Annotated in this window: 12 protein-coding genes; 6 read left to right on the plus strand and 6 right to left on the minus strand. The window is 65.3% G+C overall.

Translation table 11 applies throughout. The features are described 5' to 3' along the window. Nucleotides 1-13: 13 nt before the first annotated feature. From E6O51_RS13975 to napF, 6 genes are all read right to left on the minus strand, one after another. The gene (locus E6O51_RS13975) at nucleotides 14-460 is read right to left on the minus strand and encodes a nitrate reductase cytochrome c-type subunit (protein ID WP_136385615.1); all 447 of its coding nucleotides are present in this window, start codon (nucleotides 458-460) and stop codon (nucleotides 14-16) included. Next, a complete protein-coding gene (napH, locus tag E6O51_RS13980; protein WP_136385616.1) occupies nucleotides 457-1,377 on the minus strand; it encodes a quinol dehydrogenase ferredoxin subunit NapH in 921 nt (306 codons plus the stop codon). Before napH ends, E6O51_RS13975 begins: the two co-directional genes overlap by 4 nt. Next, nucleotides 1,374-2,246, minus strand: coding sequence for a ferredoxin-type protein NapG (gene napG, locus E6O51_RS13985; protein WP_136385617.1), 873 nt, complete (start codon nucleotides 2,244-2,246; stop codon nucleotides 1,374-1,376). Before napG ends, napH begins: the two co-directional genes overlap by 4 nt. Nucleotides 2,247-2,469: 223 nt before the next feature. Continuing rightward, a complete protein-coding gene (napA, locus tag E6O51_RS13990; protein ID WP_211091410.1) occupies nucleotides 2,470-5,010 on the minus strand; it encodes a nitrate reductase catalytic subunit NapA in 2,541 nt (846 codons plus the stop codon). A 5-nt stretch (nucleotides 5,011-5,015) separates the two neighbouring features. After that, the gene (locus tag E6O51_RS13995) at nucleotides 5,016-5,270 is read right to left on the minus strand and encodes a chaperone NapD (RefSeq protein WP_136385619.1); all 255 of its coding nucleotides are present in this window, start codon (nucleotides 5,268-5,270) and stop codon (nucleotides 5,016-5,018) included. Continuing rightward, complete coding sequence (gene napF, locus E6O51_RS14000) at nucleotides 5,267-5,761, minus strand: ferredoxin-type protein NapF (RefSeq protein WP_136385620.1); 495 nt, start codon at nucleotides 5,759-5,761, stop codon at nucleotides 5,267-5,269. The genes E6O51_RS13995 and napF overlap by 4 nt, the downstream gene beginning before the upstream one ends. 455 nt (nucleotides 5,762-6,216) lie before the next feature. Here napF and E6O51_RS14005 point away from each other — a divergent pair, with 455 nt between their 5' ends. The 6 genes from E6O51_RS14005 to E6O51_RS14030 all read left to right on the plus strand — a co-directional run bounded on the left by E6O51_RS14005 (nucleotide 6,217) and on the right by E6O51_RS14030 (nucleotide 16,715). Continuing rightward, entirely contained in the window at nucleotides 6,217-6,765 is a 549-nt protein-coding gene (locus E6O51_RS14005) for a Crp/Fnr family transcriptional regulator (RefSeq protein WP_168735279.1), read from the plus strand. Nucleotides 6,766-6,995: 230 nt separating this feature from the next. After that, nucleotides 6,996-13,316, plus strand: a complete 6,321-nt coding sequence (locus E6O51_RS14010; RefSeq protein ID WP_168735280.1) for a two-partner secretion domain-containing protein — start codon at nucleotides 6,996-6,998, stop codon at nucleotides 13,314-13,316. An 89-nt stretch (nucleotides 13,317-13,405) separates the two neighbouring features. After that, entirely contained in the window at nucleotides 13,406-15,118 is a 1,713-nt protein-coding gene (locus E6O51_RS14015; RefSeq protein WP_136385623.1) for a ShlB/FhaC/HecB family hemolysin secretion/activation protein, read from the plus strand. A gap of 13 nt (nucleotides 15,119-15,131) precedes the next feature. Beyond that, nucleotides 15,132-15,575: a TonB-system energizer ExbB gene (gene exbB, locus E6O51_RS14020; RefSeq protein WP_230976798.1), complete on the plus strand. Its 444-nt coding sequence runs from the start codon at nucleotides 15,132-15,134 to the stop codon at nucleotides 15,573-15,575. Beyond that, nucleotides 15,556-15,936, plus strand: a complete 381-nt coding sequence (locus E6O51_RS14025; protein ID WP_136385624.1) for a biopolymer transporter ExbD — start codon at nucleotides 15,556-15,558, stop codon at nucleotides 15,934-15,936. The genes exbB and E6O51_RS14025 overlap by 20 nt, the downstream gene beginning before the upstream one ends. A gap of 8 nt (nucleotides 15,937-15,944) precedes the next feature. After that, nucleotides 15,945-16,715, plus strand: a complete 771-nt coding sequence (locus tag E6O51_RS14030; protein ID WP_136385625.1) for a cell envelope integrity protein TolA — start codon at nucleotides 15,945-15,947, stop codon at nucleotides 16,713-16,715. Nucleotides 16,716-16,726 lie beyond the last annotated feature (11 nt).

A 16,726-nucleotide genomic window follows, 5' to 3' on the forward strand; every position in this document is an offset into this window, starting at 1 on the left:
TCCCCGTATCGTCTTAGCGCAGTCCCGTGGCGGGACGGAAGGTGTTCTCCACCAGCGGCCTGGCATCGGTCTGTGGTATGTGGCACTGCAGGCAGAAGTAGCGCCGCGGCGAGACGTTCGACAGCTCGCCGCCGTCCCGGTCCTTGAAGTGAGTGAGGCTCACCTTGGTGGCGCCGGCTTCCTGGTAGCGCGACCAGGCGTGGCAGTCCATGCACTTGTTGAAGTTCAGCGACACCTCGTAGCCCTCCACCCGGTGCGGGATCAGCGGCGGCTGCTGCACGTAGTCGCGCGGGATCGGCGGGCTGTCCGGCAACTGGCGGAAGTTGCCCGGCGACGGTTCGGGCGCGGCGACATCCGCCCCGCGCACGCTGGACACGCTCTGGGCCAAGGGGGCGGTGGCGGCACCGAGGCCGAGTGCGGCCACCAGGGACAACACGAAATTACGGGTCTTGGGGTTCATGACTCGCTCCTGTCAAATCGGGTCGTAATGCGAAACACGTCCTTGCTGCACACGTCGATGCAGCGGCCGCAGGTGGTGCAGTTGCGGTCGAGGATGAGGGGATGGTCCTGCCCGACGGCCTTGAGCGCCGGGCGGATGACCTGGGGTTCGGGACACACCGCGAAGCAGTCCATGCAGTCGTCGCAGCGGCTGCGCCCGCGGGCGGACACGCGCGGCAGCGCACCGTAGCCGAGCAGGCCGTAGGCCGCGCCCATGGGGCACACGTGGCCGCACCAGCCGCGTCCGGCGATGAAGAGGTCGTACAGGAAGATGCCGAGCACGATGCCCCAGGCCAGGCCGAAGCCGAAGATCAGCCCGCGGTGGAACATGGACACCGGATTCACCCACTCCCAGGCCAGCGTACCGCTGATGGCCGCGGCGGCGAGCACGAAGCCGAGCAGCCAGTAGCGCGTGTGGGCGTGGGGCACCTTGCCGCCCTTCAGCCCCAGGCGGCGGCGCAGCCAGGCCGCGGCGTCGGTGACCATGTTGACCGGGCATACCCAGGAGCAGAACACCCGCCCGCCCACCAGCAGATAGAAGGCCAGTACGATGCCGCCGCCGATCAGCGCTTCCTTGTACGGCAGGTGGCCGGCGGCGAAGGATTGGGCGATCAGGAACACGTCGGTGAGCGGCAGCACGCCCAGGGTGAGGCTGGACGAGAGATTGCCCTTGACGATCCACAGGCCGAACCACGGCCCGGCGAGGAACAGGGCCAGGATGCCGAGCTGCGACAGGCGCCGCGCCAGCAGCCACTTGTGGGCGCGCAGCCAGCCCTTTTCCTTGACCGCATCGGCGCCGGGGCGGGAGACCACGGTCCGCAGCGCCCGTCCGCGCGCGGCCGGGTCGGCATGGAGGACCGGATCGCAGGTCTCGCTCATGGCTTCCACCCCGAATCGAGCCCGCCCGGCGCATAGGGTGCCGGCTCGTCGGCACCGGGCTGCGGCGCGCTGCCCTGGCGCAAGCGGGTGTCGCCGTAGGCCTGGCCTTCCATGCCGCGCACCGGCAGTTCCACCTGGTCGCCGATCAGCGAACGGCCGTGGGCGGCGCGCTCTTCCCAGCCCTTGCGGTAGTGCTCGGCGGTCGAACCCTTGGCGAGCGCGATCGGCAGCACCTTGATCGCCGCCTCGCCCGGCAGCACACAGGCCTGCTCGCACTTGCCGCAGCCGGTGCAGTGGTCCGAATGCACCGTGGGCAGGAACATGGCGTGACGGTCGGAGCGCGGATTGTGGAACAGCTCCAGGGTGATGGCCTTGTCGATCACCGGGCACACCCGGTAGCACACGTCGCAGCGCAGGCCCAGGTAGTTGAGGCAGGTTTCCTGGTCGATGAGCACCGCCAGGCCCATGCGCGCGTTCCCGATGTCGGTGAGCCCGCGGTCCAGCGCGCCGGTGGGACAGGCGACCACGCAGGGGATGTCCTCGCACATCTCGCAGGGGATGCGGCGGGCGTTGAAATACGGCGTGCCGGTGGCGATGCCATCGCCCAGTTCGGCAAGCTCGAGCGTGTCGTAGGGACAGTCGCGCACGCACAGCCCGCAGCGCACGCAGGCGGCGAGGAAATCCTCCTCCGCCAGCGCGCCCGGCGGGCGCAGCGCGGACGCCGGCAGCGCGGACGCCTGGCGGGCGTAGAGGCCGACGCCGAGGGCGAGCAATCCAGCGCCGCCGGCCACCCCGGCCGCTTCACGCAGGAAGCGGCGGCGGGGCGGGGTTCTCGGCTCCTCGGCATGCTGGGTCTGTTTGTCGCTCATGTCCGCAATAGCGTTGGTTAGCAAGTGCCTCCCCCTTCAAGAGGGAGGACAGGAACTCGTGTTCGCGCCGCAGGCGCTGCCTTCTCCCTCCCCTTCAAGGGGAGGGCCGGGGTGGGGATGGGTTTCGGGCGAGGCTCTCACAGACGCCTGCCAATCCCGATGGAAACCCATCCCCCTCCTAACCTCCCCCTTGAAGGGGGAGGAGCAGACCACCGCACTCAAGTCAGGCCTTCAGCACCTTCACCGCGCACTTCTTGAAGTCGGTTTCCTTCGAGAGCGGGCAGGTGGCGTCCAGCGTGAGCTTGTTGATCAGCCGGCCTTCGTCGAAGAAGGGCACGAAGATCAATCCGCGCGGCGGCTTGTTGCGCCCGCGGGTTTCCAGGCGGGCCACGATCTCGCCGCGCCGGGAGGCGACCTTGACCGCCATGCCGCGCTGCAGCCCGCGCTGGGTGGCGTCGTCCGGGTGCATGAAGATCTGAGCCTCGGGCACCGAGCGGTGCAGTTCCGGCACACGGCGGGTCATGGAGCCCGTGTGCCAGTGCTCCAGCACGCGGCCGGTGCACAGCCACAGGTCGTATTCCTTGTCCGGCATCTCGGGCGGGTCCTGGTAGGGCAGCGCGAAGATCACCGCCTTGCCGTCCTTGTGGCCGTAGAACTTCACGTCCTCGCCGGCCTTGACGTAGGGGTCGTAGCCTTCGCGGAAGCGCCACAGGGTTTCCTTGCCCTCCACCACCGGCCAGCGCAGGCCGCGCGCCTTGTGATAGACGTCGAAGTCCGCCAGGTCGTGGGCGTGGCCGCGGCCGAACGCCGCGTATTCCTCGAACAGGCCCTTCTGCAGGTAGAAGCCGAAATCCTTGGACTCGTCGTTCGTGTAGCCGGGAATGGCGTGGCCGTTGGCCTTTTCCAGTTCGGTGAGGGGGAACTTGTCCACCTGGCCGTTCTTGTAGAGCACGTCGAACAGCGTCTTGCCCTTGTAGGCCGGATTCTTGGCGAGCAGTTCGGCCGGCCACACGTCCTCCACCTTGAAGCGCTTGGAGAATTCCACGTACTGCCACAGGTCGGATTTCGACTCGCCGGGGGCGGACACCTGCTGGCGCCAGAACTGGGTGCGGCGCTCGGCGTTGCCGAAGGCGCCTTCCTTCTCCATCCACATGGCCGAGGGCAGGATCAGGTCGGCCGACAGGGCGGACACGGTGGGATAGACGTCGGAGACCACCACGAAGGCTTCCGGATTGCGCCAGCCCGGGTAGATCTCGTCATTGACGTTGGGCCCGGCCTGCATGTTGTTGGTGGTGCTGGTCCAGTAGCACTTGAGCTTGCCGTCCTTGAGCGCGCGGCTCTGGGCCACGGCGTGCAGGCCCACCCAGCCGGGAATCGTGCCTTCCGGCAGCTTCCAGTTCTTCTCGGCGATGGCGCGGTGCATGGGGTTCATGACCACCATGTCCGCCGGCAGGCGGTGGGCGAAGGTGCCCACCTCGCGCGCGGTGCCGCAGGCCGAGGGCTGGCCGGTGAGGGAGAAGGGGCTGTTGCCCGGCTCGCTGATCTTGCCCACCAGCAGGTGGACGTTGTAGATCATGTTGTTCACCCAGGTGCCGCGGGTGTGCTGGTTGAAGCCCATGGTCCAGAAGGAGGTGACCTTGCGCTTCGGGTCGGCGTACAGCTCGGCCATGCGCTGCAGGCGGTCGGCCGGCACGCCGGAGAGCTTGGCGACCTTTTCCAGCGTGTAGTCGGAGACGAACTTGGCGAACTCCTCGAAGCCGATGTCCTTGGCCGCGCCCGTGTCGCCCTTGGGCTTGCCGTCCGCGCCCGGATAGCCGTTGCTGGCGGCCTTGGCCTCCAGCGGATGGTTGGGGCGCAGGCCGTAGCCGATGTCGGCCTCGCCCAGCTTGAACTTGACGTTCCTGGCGACGAAGTCCTTGTGCACCTTGCCCGTGCTGATGATGTGGTGGCAGATGTAGTTGAGGATCGCCAGGTCGGTCTGCGGCACGAAGATCATCGGGTTGTCGGCCAGCTCGTAGGAACGGTGCTCGAAGGTCGACAGCACGTGTACTTCGCAGCTTTCGTGGGTCAGGCGGCGGTCGGTGATGCGGCTCCACAGGATGGGGTGCATCTCCGCCATGTTGCTGCCCCACAGCACGAAGGCGTCGGCGTTCTCGATGTCGTCGTAACAGCCCATAGGCTCGTCGATGCCGAAGCTGCGCATGAAGCCGACCACCGCGCTGGCCATGCAGTGGCGCGCGTTGGGGTCGATGTTGTTGCTGAGAAAGCCCGCCTTGTACAGCTTGGCCGCGGCATAGCCTTCCCAGATGGTCCACTGCCCGGAGCCGAACATGCCGACCGACCGCGGCCCGTGCTCCTTGAGGGCGGCCTTCCACTTCTCCGCCATGATGTCGAAGGCCTGCTTCCAGGAGATCGGCGTGAACTCGCCGTTCTTGTCGTACTTGCCGTTCTTCATGCGCAGCAGGGGCTTGGTGAGCCGGTCGTTGCCGTACATGATCTTGGACAGGAAGTAGCCCTTGATGCAGTTAAGGCCGCGGTTGACCGGGGAATCCGGGTCGCCCTGGGTGGCCACCACGCGGCCGTTCTGCACACCGACCAGCACCGCACAGCCTACGCCGCAGAAGCGGCATACGCCCTTGTCCCAGCGCACCTTGGTCGCTGCCGCGTTGGTCTGCGCCTGGGCCACCACCGGGATGCCGGCGATGCCCGTGGATGCCGCCGCGGCCGCGACCGCGTTGGACTTGATGAATGAGCGTCGATCCATGTTCGTCATGCCTCCTGTAATCCAAGACCTTCGTCGGTGTATTCGTAGGCGAGGCTCACGCTGAGCGCGTGCCCGGCCGTACTCACCGCCAGAATCGAATCCGTCGTTGCGTAGCCCTCGCCGTCTTCCACGGTGACGATCAGGTGGCCGCTCTCTTCGCAGCGGCCGTGCACCTCCACGCCGGGAATGCCGCGGTACAGCGCTTCCAACTGCGTGAAGTGCTCGGGCTTGGCGCGGACCACCAGACTTGCGATGTTCATTCCATCTTCTCCATGGTCAGGGCGTGCGCCGGACAGGGCGCCACACAGGCGCCGCAACCGGTACACGACACGGCATCCAGTTCGGGCAGGGCCACCCCGCCGATGCGCGGGCGGAAACGGATCGCCGAAAGCTCGCAGATCTCTCCGCACACCCGGCACTCCACCCCATGCAAGGCGAGGCAGGCGCTACCCACGGCAGCGCGCAGCGCCCACGGCGCCGCCGCTTCCTGGCGAAACAGCGCGCCGCTCTTGCACTGCGTGACGCAGTCGCCGCAGAACACGCACTCGCCGCGCTCGAAATCCACTTTCGGAAAACCACCGTCGCCGCGCGTCAGGATCGAACCCGGACAAGCGTCCAGACAGGCGTCGCAACGCGTGCAGCGCTCCAGGAACGCCGCCTCACCCAGCGCCCAGGGCGGGCGCTGGGCGGGCTCCACCCGGCTCGGGCGGCCGCGCAGGAAACCTCGGCGGGTCAGGGATACGGCGTCCAAGATGGGCTCTCCGTCTTGCTCACGGAGGCCATTTCAGACCCCGCTGGCAGCAAGGTCATTGACAGCCGTCAAGCTGAGAATCGCTCTCATCCCGGCCGGCAAGCCGGAACGGACCGGACGTCGTCGCATTACCGACATCGTTATATATATGTCGACTTATAAACAAGCGACGGCACCGGTGCAGCACAACCCGTCCGGCAGCGATTCAATCCTGAATCATTACGTTACTCATCAACAAGTTGAATAAGAACGCAGACGGACTGACTTTTTGGCGATGGCACGGAATCTGCTGTATTTGTATATTGAAATATATAGATAAGAACCTGCCCGATTGAACGCGCGCTCCCTGGGCTCTCCCGTACGAAAACGCTTCTGCGGCGGGTGCAGTGCCAAGGAATGGAGCCACGATGAACGCCGACCGACTCCTAGCATCCGTTTGCGGCGCAAGCGCCAGCGTGCGCAAGCTTGCGGCGGGCGCCACGCTCTTCTCCGCCGACACGCCGTCCGCCGGCGTCTACACCGTAGTGAAGGGGCGGGTTCGCCTGGAACGCATCACCGAACGCGGCAAGGAAGCGGTGCTTTTCGTCGCCCAGCCCGGCGCCCCCTTCGCGGAAGCGTCGATCTTCTCGGACGTTTACCATTGCTCGGCCGTGGCTGTGACCAATGTTTCGGTCAATTTCTATCCCAAGCAGAAACTCCTGGCCGAGTTCCGGGACAACCCCGTGTTCACCCTGGCGTACGCCAGGATGCTCGGGCACCAGCTCATGCTCGCGCGCACCCGGCTGGAGCGCGCCAACATGAACAACGCTGGCGAGCGCATACGCCACTTCCTGATGCTGGAAACCGGCCCGGACGGCTACAGCCTCGAACGCCCGGGCGCGCTCAAGGAACTGGCTGCGGAACTGAGCCTCACCCCCGAGGCGCTCTACCGGACACTCACCCAGATGACGAAAGCGGGCGAGATCGAACGGACCACCTCCGCCCTGCACCTCATCGGCCGCTGAACCCGGCGCGGGGCCTGCGCGGGCGGGCTCCCGCATCGCTATATCCAAATAAATATAGCGACACATGATCGCAATCATGGCACGCGCTTGCCATGCTCCCTAAATTCGGCCCATGCGCGCCCATTGGCGCACTGAACAAGCCTCATTCCGCAACGCCGCCGCCAGTCCACACGTCGTTCCCTGAACGCCATCGGGCATCGGCACCGCTATTTATCATGAGGAACAACGCGATGAAACCTGCTTCCTTGAACCATGCCTACCGCCTCGTCTGGAGCGATGTGCTCGGTGCCTTCGTGGCGGTGGCCGAATTCGCCCGCGCCCGCGGCAAGTCCCGCAGCGGGCGGGCGCTGCTCGCCCCCGCGCTGCTGGCTCCGGCGCTGGCGCTGGCCGGCCCTTCCGGCGGGGTGCTCACCCATGGTTCGGCTTCGATCTCCCAGGCCGGCAAGCTCACCGAGATCATCCAGAGCAGCCAGAAGGCGGTGATCAACTGGCAGGGCTTCTCGGTCGGCCAGGACGAGACGGTCAATTTCCGCCAGCCCGATGTCTCGGCGGTGACGCTCAACCGCGTGGTCGGCAACGAGCGCAGCGTGATCGACGGGACGGTGAATGCCAACGGCCAGGTCTTCCTGATCAACGCCAACGGGGTGCTGTTCGGCCAGGGTGCGCAGGTCGATGTCGGTGGGCTGGTGGCGGGGACGCTGGACATCGGCGACGAGGATTTCATGGCCGGGCGCTACACCTTCTCGGGCAGCGGCGGCACGGTCCTCAACCAGGGGGTGCTGACGGCGGCGCAGGGCGGCTACATCGCGCTGCTGGGCAAGGAGGCGATCAACGAGGGGGTGATCACGGCAACGCTGGGGACGGTGAGCCTGAACGGCGCCGAGAAGGTGACGCTGAATTTCGCCGGCAATTCACTGGTGGGCGTGACGCTGGAGCAGGGGGCGCTGGATGCGCTGGTGGCGAACCGGCAGGCGATCCTGGCCGATGGCGGGCGGGTGTTCCTCACCGCCAGGGCGGCGGACGAGCTGCTCAGCGCGCAGGTGAACAACACGGGTGTCGTGCAGGCGCGCACGCTGGGCGAGCTGAAGGGCGAGATCGTCGCCTATGCCCATGGGGGCGTGGCCAACATCGACGGCACGCTCGACGCCAGCGCACCGGACGGCGGCGACGGCGGCTTCATCGAGACCTCGGGCAAGGAGGTCAACATCGCCGACGGCAGCGTGGTGACGACCAGGGCTGCGGATGGGAAAAGCGGCACCTGGCTGATCGATCCGGAGACATTCACCATCGGCGAGGGCGGCAATGCCAGCGGCGCGACCGTCGAGGCCGCGCTGGCCAACAATGGCGAGTTCATCGCCACGGCCTCGAACGGGGATGTGAACGTCAACGATGCGATCAGTTGGTCGTCCGGCACGCTGACGCTGACCGCCAGCGAGAACGTCCTGATCAATAACGTGCTCAGCGCGACGGGAACAGCCAGCTTCTCCGCCAACTACGGCCGCGTCGTCGATGCCTCCGGCGATCCCACCTCCGCCCTGACAAACGGCACCGGCAAGGATGCCGATGAGGTTCCGTATGGGCTTTACATGGCCCAAAGCGGTTTTGCCTCCTTCGCCGGCAGGGTGGACTTTTCCGGCAGCGGCACGGTGACGCTCAATGGCGTCATCCATACGGTGATTGGCGACGCGGGTGACATGGCCGCCGTGACGGAAGGCGGCAATTACGTGCTCGGTGCGGATCTCGGCGACACCTACACTCATCAGCGCATCGCGGCCTTCAATGGAAATCTGAATGGTTTCGGCCATACGCTGCTGTACGCGAACAACGCCAGCACCAGCGGCCAGGCAGGCGGGTTGTTCGGCGTCCTGGGCAGTGAAGCCGTCCTGACCAACCTCGGCGTGCTCAACGGCTCCTCGATCTCGAACGGCAGTTCCGCGGCTGTCGGGCGTGTGGCCAACATCAACCACGGCAGCATCGTAAACGTCATCTCCGAAGGCGACATCAGCAATACCGTGGCAGCCGTGGATGGCGCCAGCAGCATCGGCGGCATGGTCGGCATCAACCACGGCCTGATCGCCCGGAGCTATCACCTGGGCGGCAACGTCGGGGCGGTCGTCATTGCCGGCGGTCTCGTCGGCACCAACGAAACAACCGGACGCATCGTGGATAGTTCCGTGCGTGGCGGCTACGTCGGAAATGTCGGCAACGCCAACAGCAAGAACGCCACCTGGCTGGGAGGATTTGCCGGGGTCAACAAGGGCACGATCGCGCGCTCGTATACCAACAGCTTTCTTTATTCCGGTACTGCGAGCACATACAAGGACTCCTGGTATACCAGCGGTCTGAAATGGGGGGGCTTTGTCGGGCGGAATGCCGGGGAGATTTCCGAAGCCTACGCCTACAAGACGGCCACGAGCCCGGATACCGCGCGCTATCTGACCGTGGCCGGTTTCGTATATGAGAACACCGGCGCCATTACCAATGCTTATTCCTACAACACCTTGAACGGGAACCGGGGAAACAGCGCGGGTTTCGCATACATCAATTCGGGCACCATCAGCAATGCCTATGTCCGATGGGGGGCCATGACGCAAAGCGCGGACCGGTGCGGATTCGTCTGTGACAATACCGGCGGTGAATTGAACAACGCATATTGGAGCGTCGAGAGCAACACGGGTACCATCACGGGCACGGCGGGCACGACGTCCGCCAGCGCCCTGACCAGCCCCGATACTCTGGCCAGTTACGGCGGTTTCGACCCGGGCATCTGGAACAGCGCCCAAAGCGGCTTCCCGATGCTGTCGAATCTTGCCTCGGTCTTCGTCGGCAACGACGTGGTCACGCTCAGGTACGGCAACGATCCTTTCACCTCCACTGGTGATCTCTACAACACGACCAGCCCGCTGCGCGCCGTGGGGCTGCAGGCCGGCGACACCGCGGCCAGTGTCTTGAGCATCCGCCCCGAATTTCTTTCTTTCGGCTATCTGGACGCAGGAACCTATGCCGCTGCCGACGTGGTTGCGTCCGGAGCCGGTATTTACGGCCTCTACGGGGCCTTCGTCGTCAGTCCGGCACTGCTTTATTTCGGGCAGTTCGGCATGGGCATGGGGGTCATCGCCGACAAGACGTATGACGGAACGACGGCGGCGACGCTCAAGGATGGAGTGCCGTTCGGTGGATTCACGACCGACAGGACGGGGGCATTCACGCTCATCGGCGACCAGACATTGACCGTCAGCTACACGGCAAGTTTCGACAGCAAGGATGCCGGTGCGAGCCGAAGCGTCACCATTGCCGACATCTCGATCACCGACGGCGAAAATGGCGGCAAGGCCAGCAATTATGTCCTCGCCGACACGTCCGCCCTGACCGCCACCGCGGCGATCGCCACCAGGGCACTGACGGAGGCGGATCTGATCGCCAGTATCGGAGGCAAGGTCTATGACGGCGACGCCACCGCCACCGTCAATCTCGGCTCCAGCGACACGGCGGCATTGCAGGACATTGCCAATGGCACGCTGGGGTTCAGCTACACTTCCGCCGCCTTTGCCGATGCCAATGCCGGATCGGGCAAGGCGGTGACGATCTACGGTTTGAGCCTGACGGGAAGCGACGCGGCCAACTACACGCTGGGGACGACCACGCTGACCGGCAGCGCCGACATTGCGCAGCGCCCGGTCAACGTGTTCGGCAGCAGCACGGACGCAAGCCTCACGACGGTCGATGCCAGTACGCTCTCCCTGGGCAATACGGTCCACGGCGACACGGTCAACCTGCTCGGCACCGCGCTCCTCCTCTCCAGCAATCCAGGCAGCAATGGGCTGGATACCGGCGGCCTGTCCCTCGACAATTCCAACTACACCCTGGTCGGCGGTGTCGCCAGTTTCACCATTGGCGATTTCTCCCGAACCGTCAGTTCCGCCAGCCGCGGCGTGAGCTTCGACGATGACGATACGCCGACGGTGATTACCACCACCCAGGACAAGTCCATCATCAACTGGCAGAACTTCGCCATCAATGAGGGGGAGACGGTCAGGTTCGACCAGCCGAATACCTACTCCATCGTCCTGAACCGGGTGCTGGGGAATACCGAAACCATCATTGCCGGCGCTCTGGCATCGAATGGGCGAGTATTCATCATCAACCCGAATGGCGTCTTGTTCTCCGCCGGCGCCTCGGTGGATGTGGCCGCCCTGCTCGCCAGTACGCACACGATCAGTGACGACGATTTCCAGAACGGGAACTACGTCTTTTCCGCCTCCGGTGGCAGTGGCTCGGTCATCAATGAAGGAGACATCATCATCATGGATGGTGGTTTCCTGGCGCTGGCCAGCGGCAACGGAGTGGAAAGCGGCGGCACGCTGACGGCCAGGAACGGCGGCGACATCGATGCGCTGCTGGCATCCGCCAACGGCATGACGCTTGTCCTGGACGAGTCGTCCAACGGGCAATCCGGTCATTCCTTTTCCGGTCTTGCCGGTATCACGAGGCTTTCCGGCACGGTAAACCTGGGCGACGGGCTGCTGGAGACCGCGGGGGGCGGGATCAACGATACCGCCACGATCACGGCGGGCACCCGCTCTATCACCCTGCCCGGCATCACGGTGGGGAACGGGGGCACCTACGGCGCCGACTATGTGGAGAATCAGCTTGCCAGCCGCAACCTGACCCTGAATTCGCTGGAAGGCGATCTGATCGTTGCCGATGACATTGCCTGGGACAGCGACAGCAAACTGGCGTTGTCCGCGCGGGACACCATCACCATCGAGGGGCGCATTGCCGCCCACGGCGCCAATGCCGGAGTGGCGCTGAACAGCACCGACTACTACATCGATTCGGCCCGGCTGGATTACGACCAGAATCCCACGGGGCATGAAAATGCCGGGATCACCCTGAGTGGCGGGAACGCCACCTTGAACATCAATGGCGACGATTATGTCCTGTTGCAGGATATGGCCGACGTTCTGGCCATCCAGGACAACAGCGCGGGCCACTATGCGCTGGCGCAGGAAATCGATGCTGCCGGCACGATCTACGCTGCCGCGCCCATCACCACTTTCTCGGGCACACTGGCCGGCCTCGGCAACGTCATCAGGGGGCTGACCATCGATGCGGGCAACGATGATCATGTCGGCTTGATCGGGCAGGCCGGACCAGGGACCGTCATCCGCGACCTCGGGGTGGAAGAAGCCGATATCCGCGGCGGCAGCTACATGGGGGTGCTGCTTGGTGCGGGCTTGGGGGCGACGCTCAACGAAAATAATGTGGTTGTCGACGTCAACGAGATCGTTCTGGATAACGTATGGGTCAGCGGTACTGTGACCGGGCCGCAGACCACCGTCGGCCACGAGATGGTCGGCGGCATGGCGGGTTCCCTGCTTCACGCGCAGGTCAGCAGAGCCAGGGCGGATGTGGATGTCGTCGTGCTGAATCCGCCCGATTACGATATCCGGGGAACCCAGCCGTCAAACAACATTGGCGGTTTGTTCGGCTGGGTTTCCGTTTCGGACATCAGCCATTCGTATGCCACCGGCGATGTGACTGGCCAGAATCAGACCGGCGGCCTGATCGGTCGCATGCAGTCCGATTCCACGCTTACCTATTCCTGGGCAAGCGGCAACGTATCCGGCGGCCCGCTGACATCTCCAGACCTGGAAGGGAATTACGGCACCATCGCCCGCAGTGTCGGTGGTCTGGTCGGTGACGTGAGCGGTTCCGTGCTGGACTACGTGAAAGCCTTTGGCGATGTCACCGCCGGCCAGTGGGCCGGCGGCCTCATCGGGAGCAGCTTCAGCTCCTCGATCGATCATGCCGTTGCCAGCGGCAATGTGTATGCATACTGGGTCGACACGGGCTACTTCACGAACTGCCGGGTCGGCGGCCTGATCGGTTACAACGTCGATGGAAGCGTGTCCAACTCGTCGGCGTCGGGTGACGTGATAACCAACGGCACCGATAAATATGGCGGCATGTTCGGCGGTACCCAGGTCGGAGGCTTGATCGGGGAGAACGACGGAGGTGTCGTGACGAGTTCGTCTGCTACCGGGAATGTCGAAGGCATTCAAGGAGATGTTGCGGCCTTGATCGGCGACAACTCCGGCGAAGTCCGCGACTCCTGGGCGAGTGGCACGGTCAGCAGATACTACAGCTACGCCAACAATGAGTATCTGGTCGGCTCGAATTCCGGAGGAACCATCGTCAATTCCTCCGGTTCGGGGACCGTCATCGACACATCGCCCGCTCCGCCAACGGATTCAACGCCCGATCCCGTCCGGGAACTGCAATATCAAGCGGCGCAATCCATTGGCGGAGTCATCCAGCAGGAAGCTGGTTCCAGAAGCATCATCCCACAGCCCGGACCTTTCACGGCAGCCGGGGGCAATGCCGCCCCGCCGCCGGTCGGAGCCAGCATCACGGTTCTGGACCGCCACTTCAGTGCGGATATCGAGAGCATCGAAGTCGATGGAAGGGCTTTCGATCTGAAGGGTGGCGAAACGAGCGATCGGAACGAGGAAGAGGAAGGGGAAGAGCGCCGACGGCGTGCCCGCTGACGGTTGACGACCATCCATACGGGCACCTCGCGCCGTCCGCCGTGGCGGCGCCTCGCCTCCCTTTTTCGTATTTCCAGAGAGCAATCAAGATGAAGACAGGTAAATGTCCGGCTTTTTCCCGGAAGAGCTTTAACCGTGCCCTGCTGCTGGCCTGCGCCGGCGGTCTGTCGGCCAGTGCCTGGGCGCAGGCGCCGGCGGTGCCGTTCGGCATCGGCGACGCGCAGCGCGAAACGGAGCGGCCGCGGCCGATGTCGCCGCCCGAACAGGCACCGCTGCCGCGCCTCCACCAGCAGGAGGAGGTGCCGTTGTCGCTGCCGGAGGGCGAAACGCTGCAGGTGAACGAATTCGTGCTCGAAGAGATCGCGCCGCTGGCCGAAGCGGAACTGCAGGCGGTGCTTGAACCATACAAGGGCAAGGCGTTGAGCATGGCGCGGATCGAAGAGGCGGCCGCGAAGCTGACGGCGCTGTACCGCGCGCGCGGTTACCTGGTGGCCAGGGCTTACGTGCCGCGCCAGGATGCGCGCGACGGACGGCTGCGCATCCGGGTGCTGCTCGGACAGTATGGCGAGATCCGTTTGCAGAACGGCAGCCTGGTCGGCGACGGAATGATTCGTGGCCTGTTCGGGGCCTTGCAGGGCGGGGCGCCGATCGAACAGGACGGCCTGGAACGGGCGATGCTGCTGGTGTATGACCTGCCCGGAGCGCAGATGCCGCAGATTTCTCTGTCGCCGGGGCAGGCGCAGGGGCAGAGCGACCTGGACATCCAGGTCGGGACCGGGCCGAGATGGAACGCTTATGCGTTGCTCGACAACTACGGCTCGCACTATACCGGCAAGACGCGCCTGAGCCTGAGCGGCAGAGTCAATTCACCGCTGGGCATCGGCGACCGGCTGAGCGTGGATGGCATGCGCAGCGACGGCGAGGGTTTGCTGTACGGGCGGGCGGCGTACAGCCTGCCGCTCGGCCATTCCGGCCTGCGTGGCGAGGTGGCGGTGGGGCGGACGACCTACGAACTGGGCGATCAGTTCAAGATACTCGATTACAACGGGGTGTCGGAGCAGGTCGAGGCGAAGCTGTCGTATCCGGTGCTGCGGACCCGGCAGCAGGATCTGCGGGTCGAACTGGGCTGGACCGAAAAGCGGATGCACGACGATTTCTCCGGTATCAAGCTGAACGAAAAGCGGGCCCGGGTGGCGACCCTGGACCTGCGCTATCAGCACTGGGGCAATCTGCTCGGCAAGGCGGCCTACGGCAGTGCGCGGGTCGGCCTGAGCCAGGGCCGGATACGCTTCGACGAGGCGGAGGAAAAGGCGCTGGACAGGGCCGGGGCGGATACCCAGGGCAGCTATGGCAAAGTCAATCTGAACCTGGGCGGCAGCCTGGCGCTGGCCGAGCGCTGGAGCCTGGACGGCCTGTTCGAGGGGCAGTATGCGCTGAACGACAAGAACCTGGACGGCAGCGAAAAGATGAACCTGGCCGGGGCGAATGGTTTGCGGGCCTATCGCGAGGGGATTTCGGCGGACAACGGCTGGCGGGCCGACCTGTCGCTGCGCTACCGCTTGCCGGACGTGCTCGGGGTGCAGCATCAGGCCGGCGTGTTCGCCGGCACGGGGCGGGTGTTCGACAGCGACACGGGCTGGAACCCGGGGGCGGGCAATGGCGTGCGCCGTTCGGATGCCGGCCTGAGCTACCAGTTGTTGTACGGGCCGGTGTTCATGCGCGTGCAGGCGGCACATGCGCTGAACAGGGTGGACCGGCAAAGCCGCACCCGCATCCTGGCGATGGCCGGCGTCGGCTTCTAGAAGGGTAAACGTCATGGGGAACATGGATTGGCTGGCGGGTGCGATCGACTATGGCGTCATCGGTTTGCTGGCGCTGTTGAACGTGCTGGCACTGGCCATCGCGCTGGAGCGCTTTTTCTTCTACCGGCGCCTCGATCTCGCCGCCATCGGCAGCAAGCCGGAACTGGAACTTGCCTTGAGCCGGCGCCTGTTCGTCATCGCCTCGGTGGCCAGCAATGCGCCCTACCTGGGCCTGCTCGGCACGGTGTTCGGGATCATGCTGACCTTCTACCGGATGGGCCAGAACGCGGCGATCGACGCCGGCGAGATCATGATGGGCCTGGCGCTGGCGCTGAAGGCGACGGCCGCCGGGCTGGGCGTGGCGCTGGTGGCGGTGGTCCTCTACAACAGCCTGCTGCGCAAGGCCAAGGTGCTGACGCTGACCTGGGAGATCGGGCATGGACGACAAGGGCTTTGAAAGCCTGAACATGATCCCCTTCATCGACATCATGCTGGTCCTGCTGACCATCGTGTTGACGACGTCGAGTTTCATCGCCACCGGCCGCATCGCCGTCAATTTGCCCGAGGCGAGCCGGCAGCAGGCCGAGCTCCAGGAATCCTGGGTCATCGAGATCGATGCGCAGGGCCAGTTGTTCCGCGACGGCGAAGCGCTCAGCCTGGAGGGCCTGGAAGGCCGGGTGGCGGGCCTGGAGAAGGACACCGCCTTCCTGCTGCGCGCGGACAAGGCGCTGGCCTTGCAGCGCTTCATCGACGTGGTGGATCTGCTCAAGCAGAAAGGCTTCGCCCGTATCGCGGTCGAGACGGTGGCGGCGGGATAGATGGGGACGTGGTGAAGCACACGTTTACTCCCCGGCTGTGGCCGTGGCTGCTGGTGTCGCTGGGCGTGCATGGGGCGCTGACCCTGCCGTGGATGCACGGCTGGGAGGAAAAGAAGCCGCCGGAACGGCGCCAGCCGCTCAATCTGGACTTTCTCGGCGTGCTGGCGGAGCGCCAGGCACAGGCACAGCAACAGGGCGCGCAGGAAACCCAGGCCCCGCAGGAAGCGGGCGAACCCAAACCCGCCCCGCAGCCACGCCCGAAGCAGGAAGCGCGCAAGAAGCAGCCCAAGCGGGTGGAAAGCGACAAACCGCTGGTAGTGGCGGAAAAGCCCATAGAGGAGCCCCCCGCGGAGCAGACCCCGCCGCCAGCGCCCCCCGCCGGCGATGCCGGTGCGAGGCCACAGGATGCTTCGGTGGAAGGCTTGGCCATGGAGCGCCAGCAGCAACACATCGACGCGCCGAGAACCGAGGAGGAAGCGCTGCGGCGCTATCTGACCTGGGTCCACCGGAAGGTTCAGGGGCAACTCGCCTATCCCGCGGAAGTACGGCGGGCGCTGCAGAAGGGGGCCACCAAGGTCGGTTTCCGGATCGGCCTTCAGGGAGAAATCGTAGGGAACCGGGTGGACGTCCTGGGCAGCAGCGGCCATCCCGCGCTGGATCAGAGCGCCGTCGACGCGGTCATCAAGGCGGCCCCGTTCCCGCCGCCCATGCGGGAATTGCGGGTTGCCTTCAACATCGGTTTCAGGGCCGAGCTGCGGGCGCACGGCCAGACGCCCTGACGAAAGCGCCC

Source organism: Pseudothauera rhizosphaerae, from assembly GCF_004801305.1.
GTDB lineage: Bacteria > Pseudomonadota > Gammaproteobacteria > Burkholderiales > Rhodocyclaceae > Pseudothauera > Pseudothauera rhizosphaerae.

Coding starts and splice junctions, on each gene's coding strand:
- E6O51_RS14025 (WP_136385624.1), top strand. CDS start 15,556: ATGGACGACAAGGGCTTTGAAAGCCTGAACATGATCCCCTTCATCGAC.
- E6O51_RS14015 (WP_136385623.1), top strand. CDS start 13,406: ATGAAGACAGGTAAATGTCCGGCTTTTTCCCGGAAGAGCTTTAACCGT.
- napH (WP_136385616.1), bottom strand. CDS start 1,377: ATGAGCGAGACCTGCGATCCGGTCCTCCATGCCGACCCGGCCGCGCGC.
- napG (WP_136385617.1), bottom strand. CDS start 2,246: ATGAGCGACAAACAGACCCAGCATGCCGAGGAGCCGAGAACCCCGCCC.
- E6O51_RS14010 (WP_168735280.1), top strand. CDS start 6,996: ATGAAACCTGCTTCCTTGAACCATGCCTACCGCCTCGTCTGGAGCGAT.
- napA (WP_211091410.1), bottom strand. CDS start 5,010: ATGGATCGACGCTCATTCATCAAGTCCAACGCGGTCGCGGCCGCGGCG.
- E6O51_RS13975 (WP_136385615.1), bottom strand. CDS start 460: ATGAACCCCAAGACCCGTAATTTCGTGTTGTCCCTGGTGGCCGCACTC.
- E6O51_RS13995 (WP_136385619.1), bottom strand. CDS start 5,270: ATGAACATCGCAAGTCTGGTGGTCCGCGCCAAGCCCGAGCACTTCACG.
- exbB (WP_230976798.1), top strand. CDS start 15,132: ATGGGGAACATGGATTGGCTGGCGGGTGCGATCGACTATGGCGTCATC.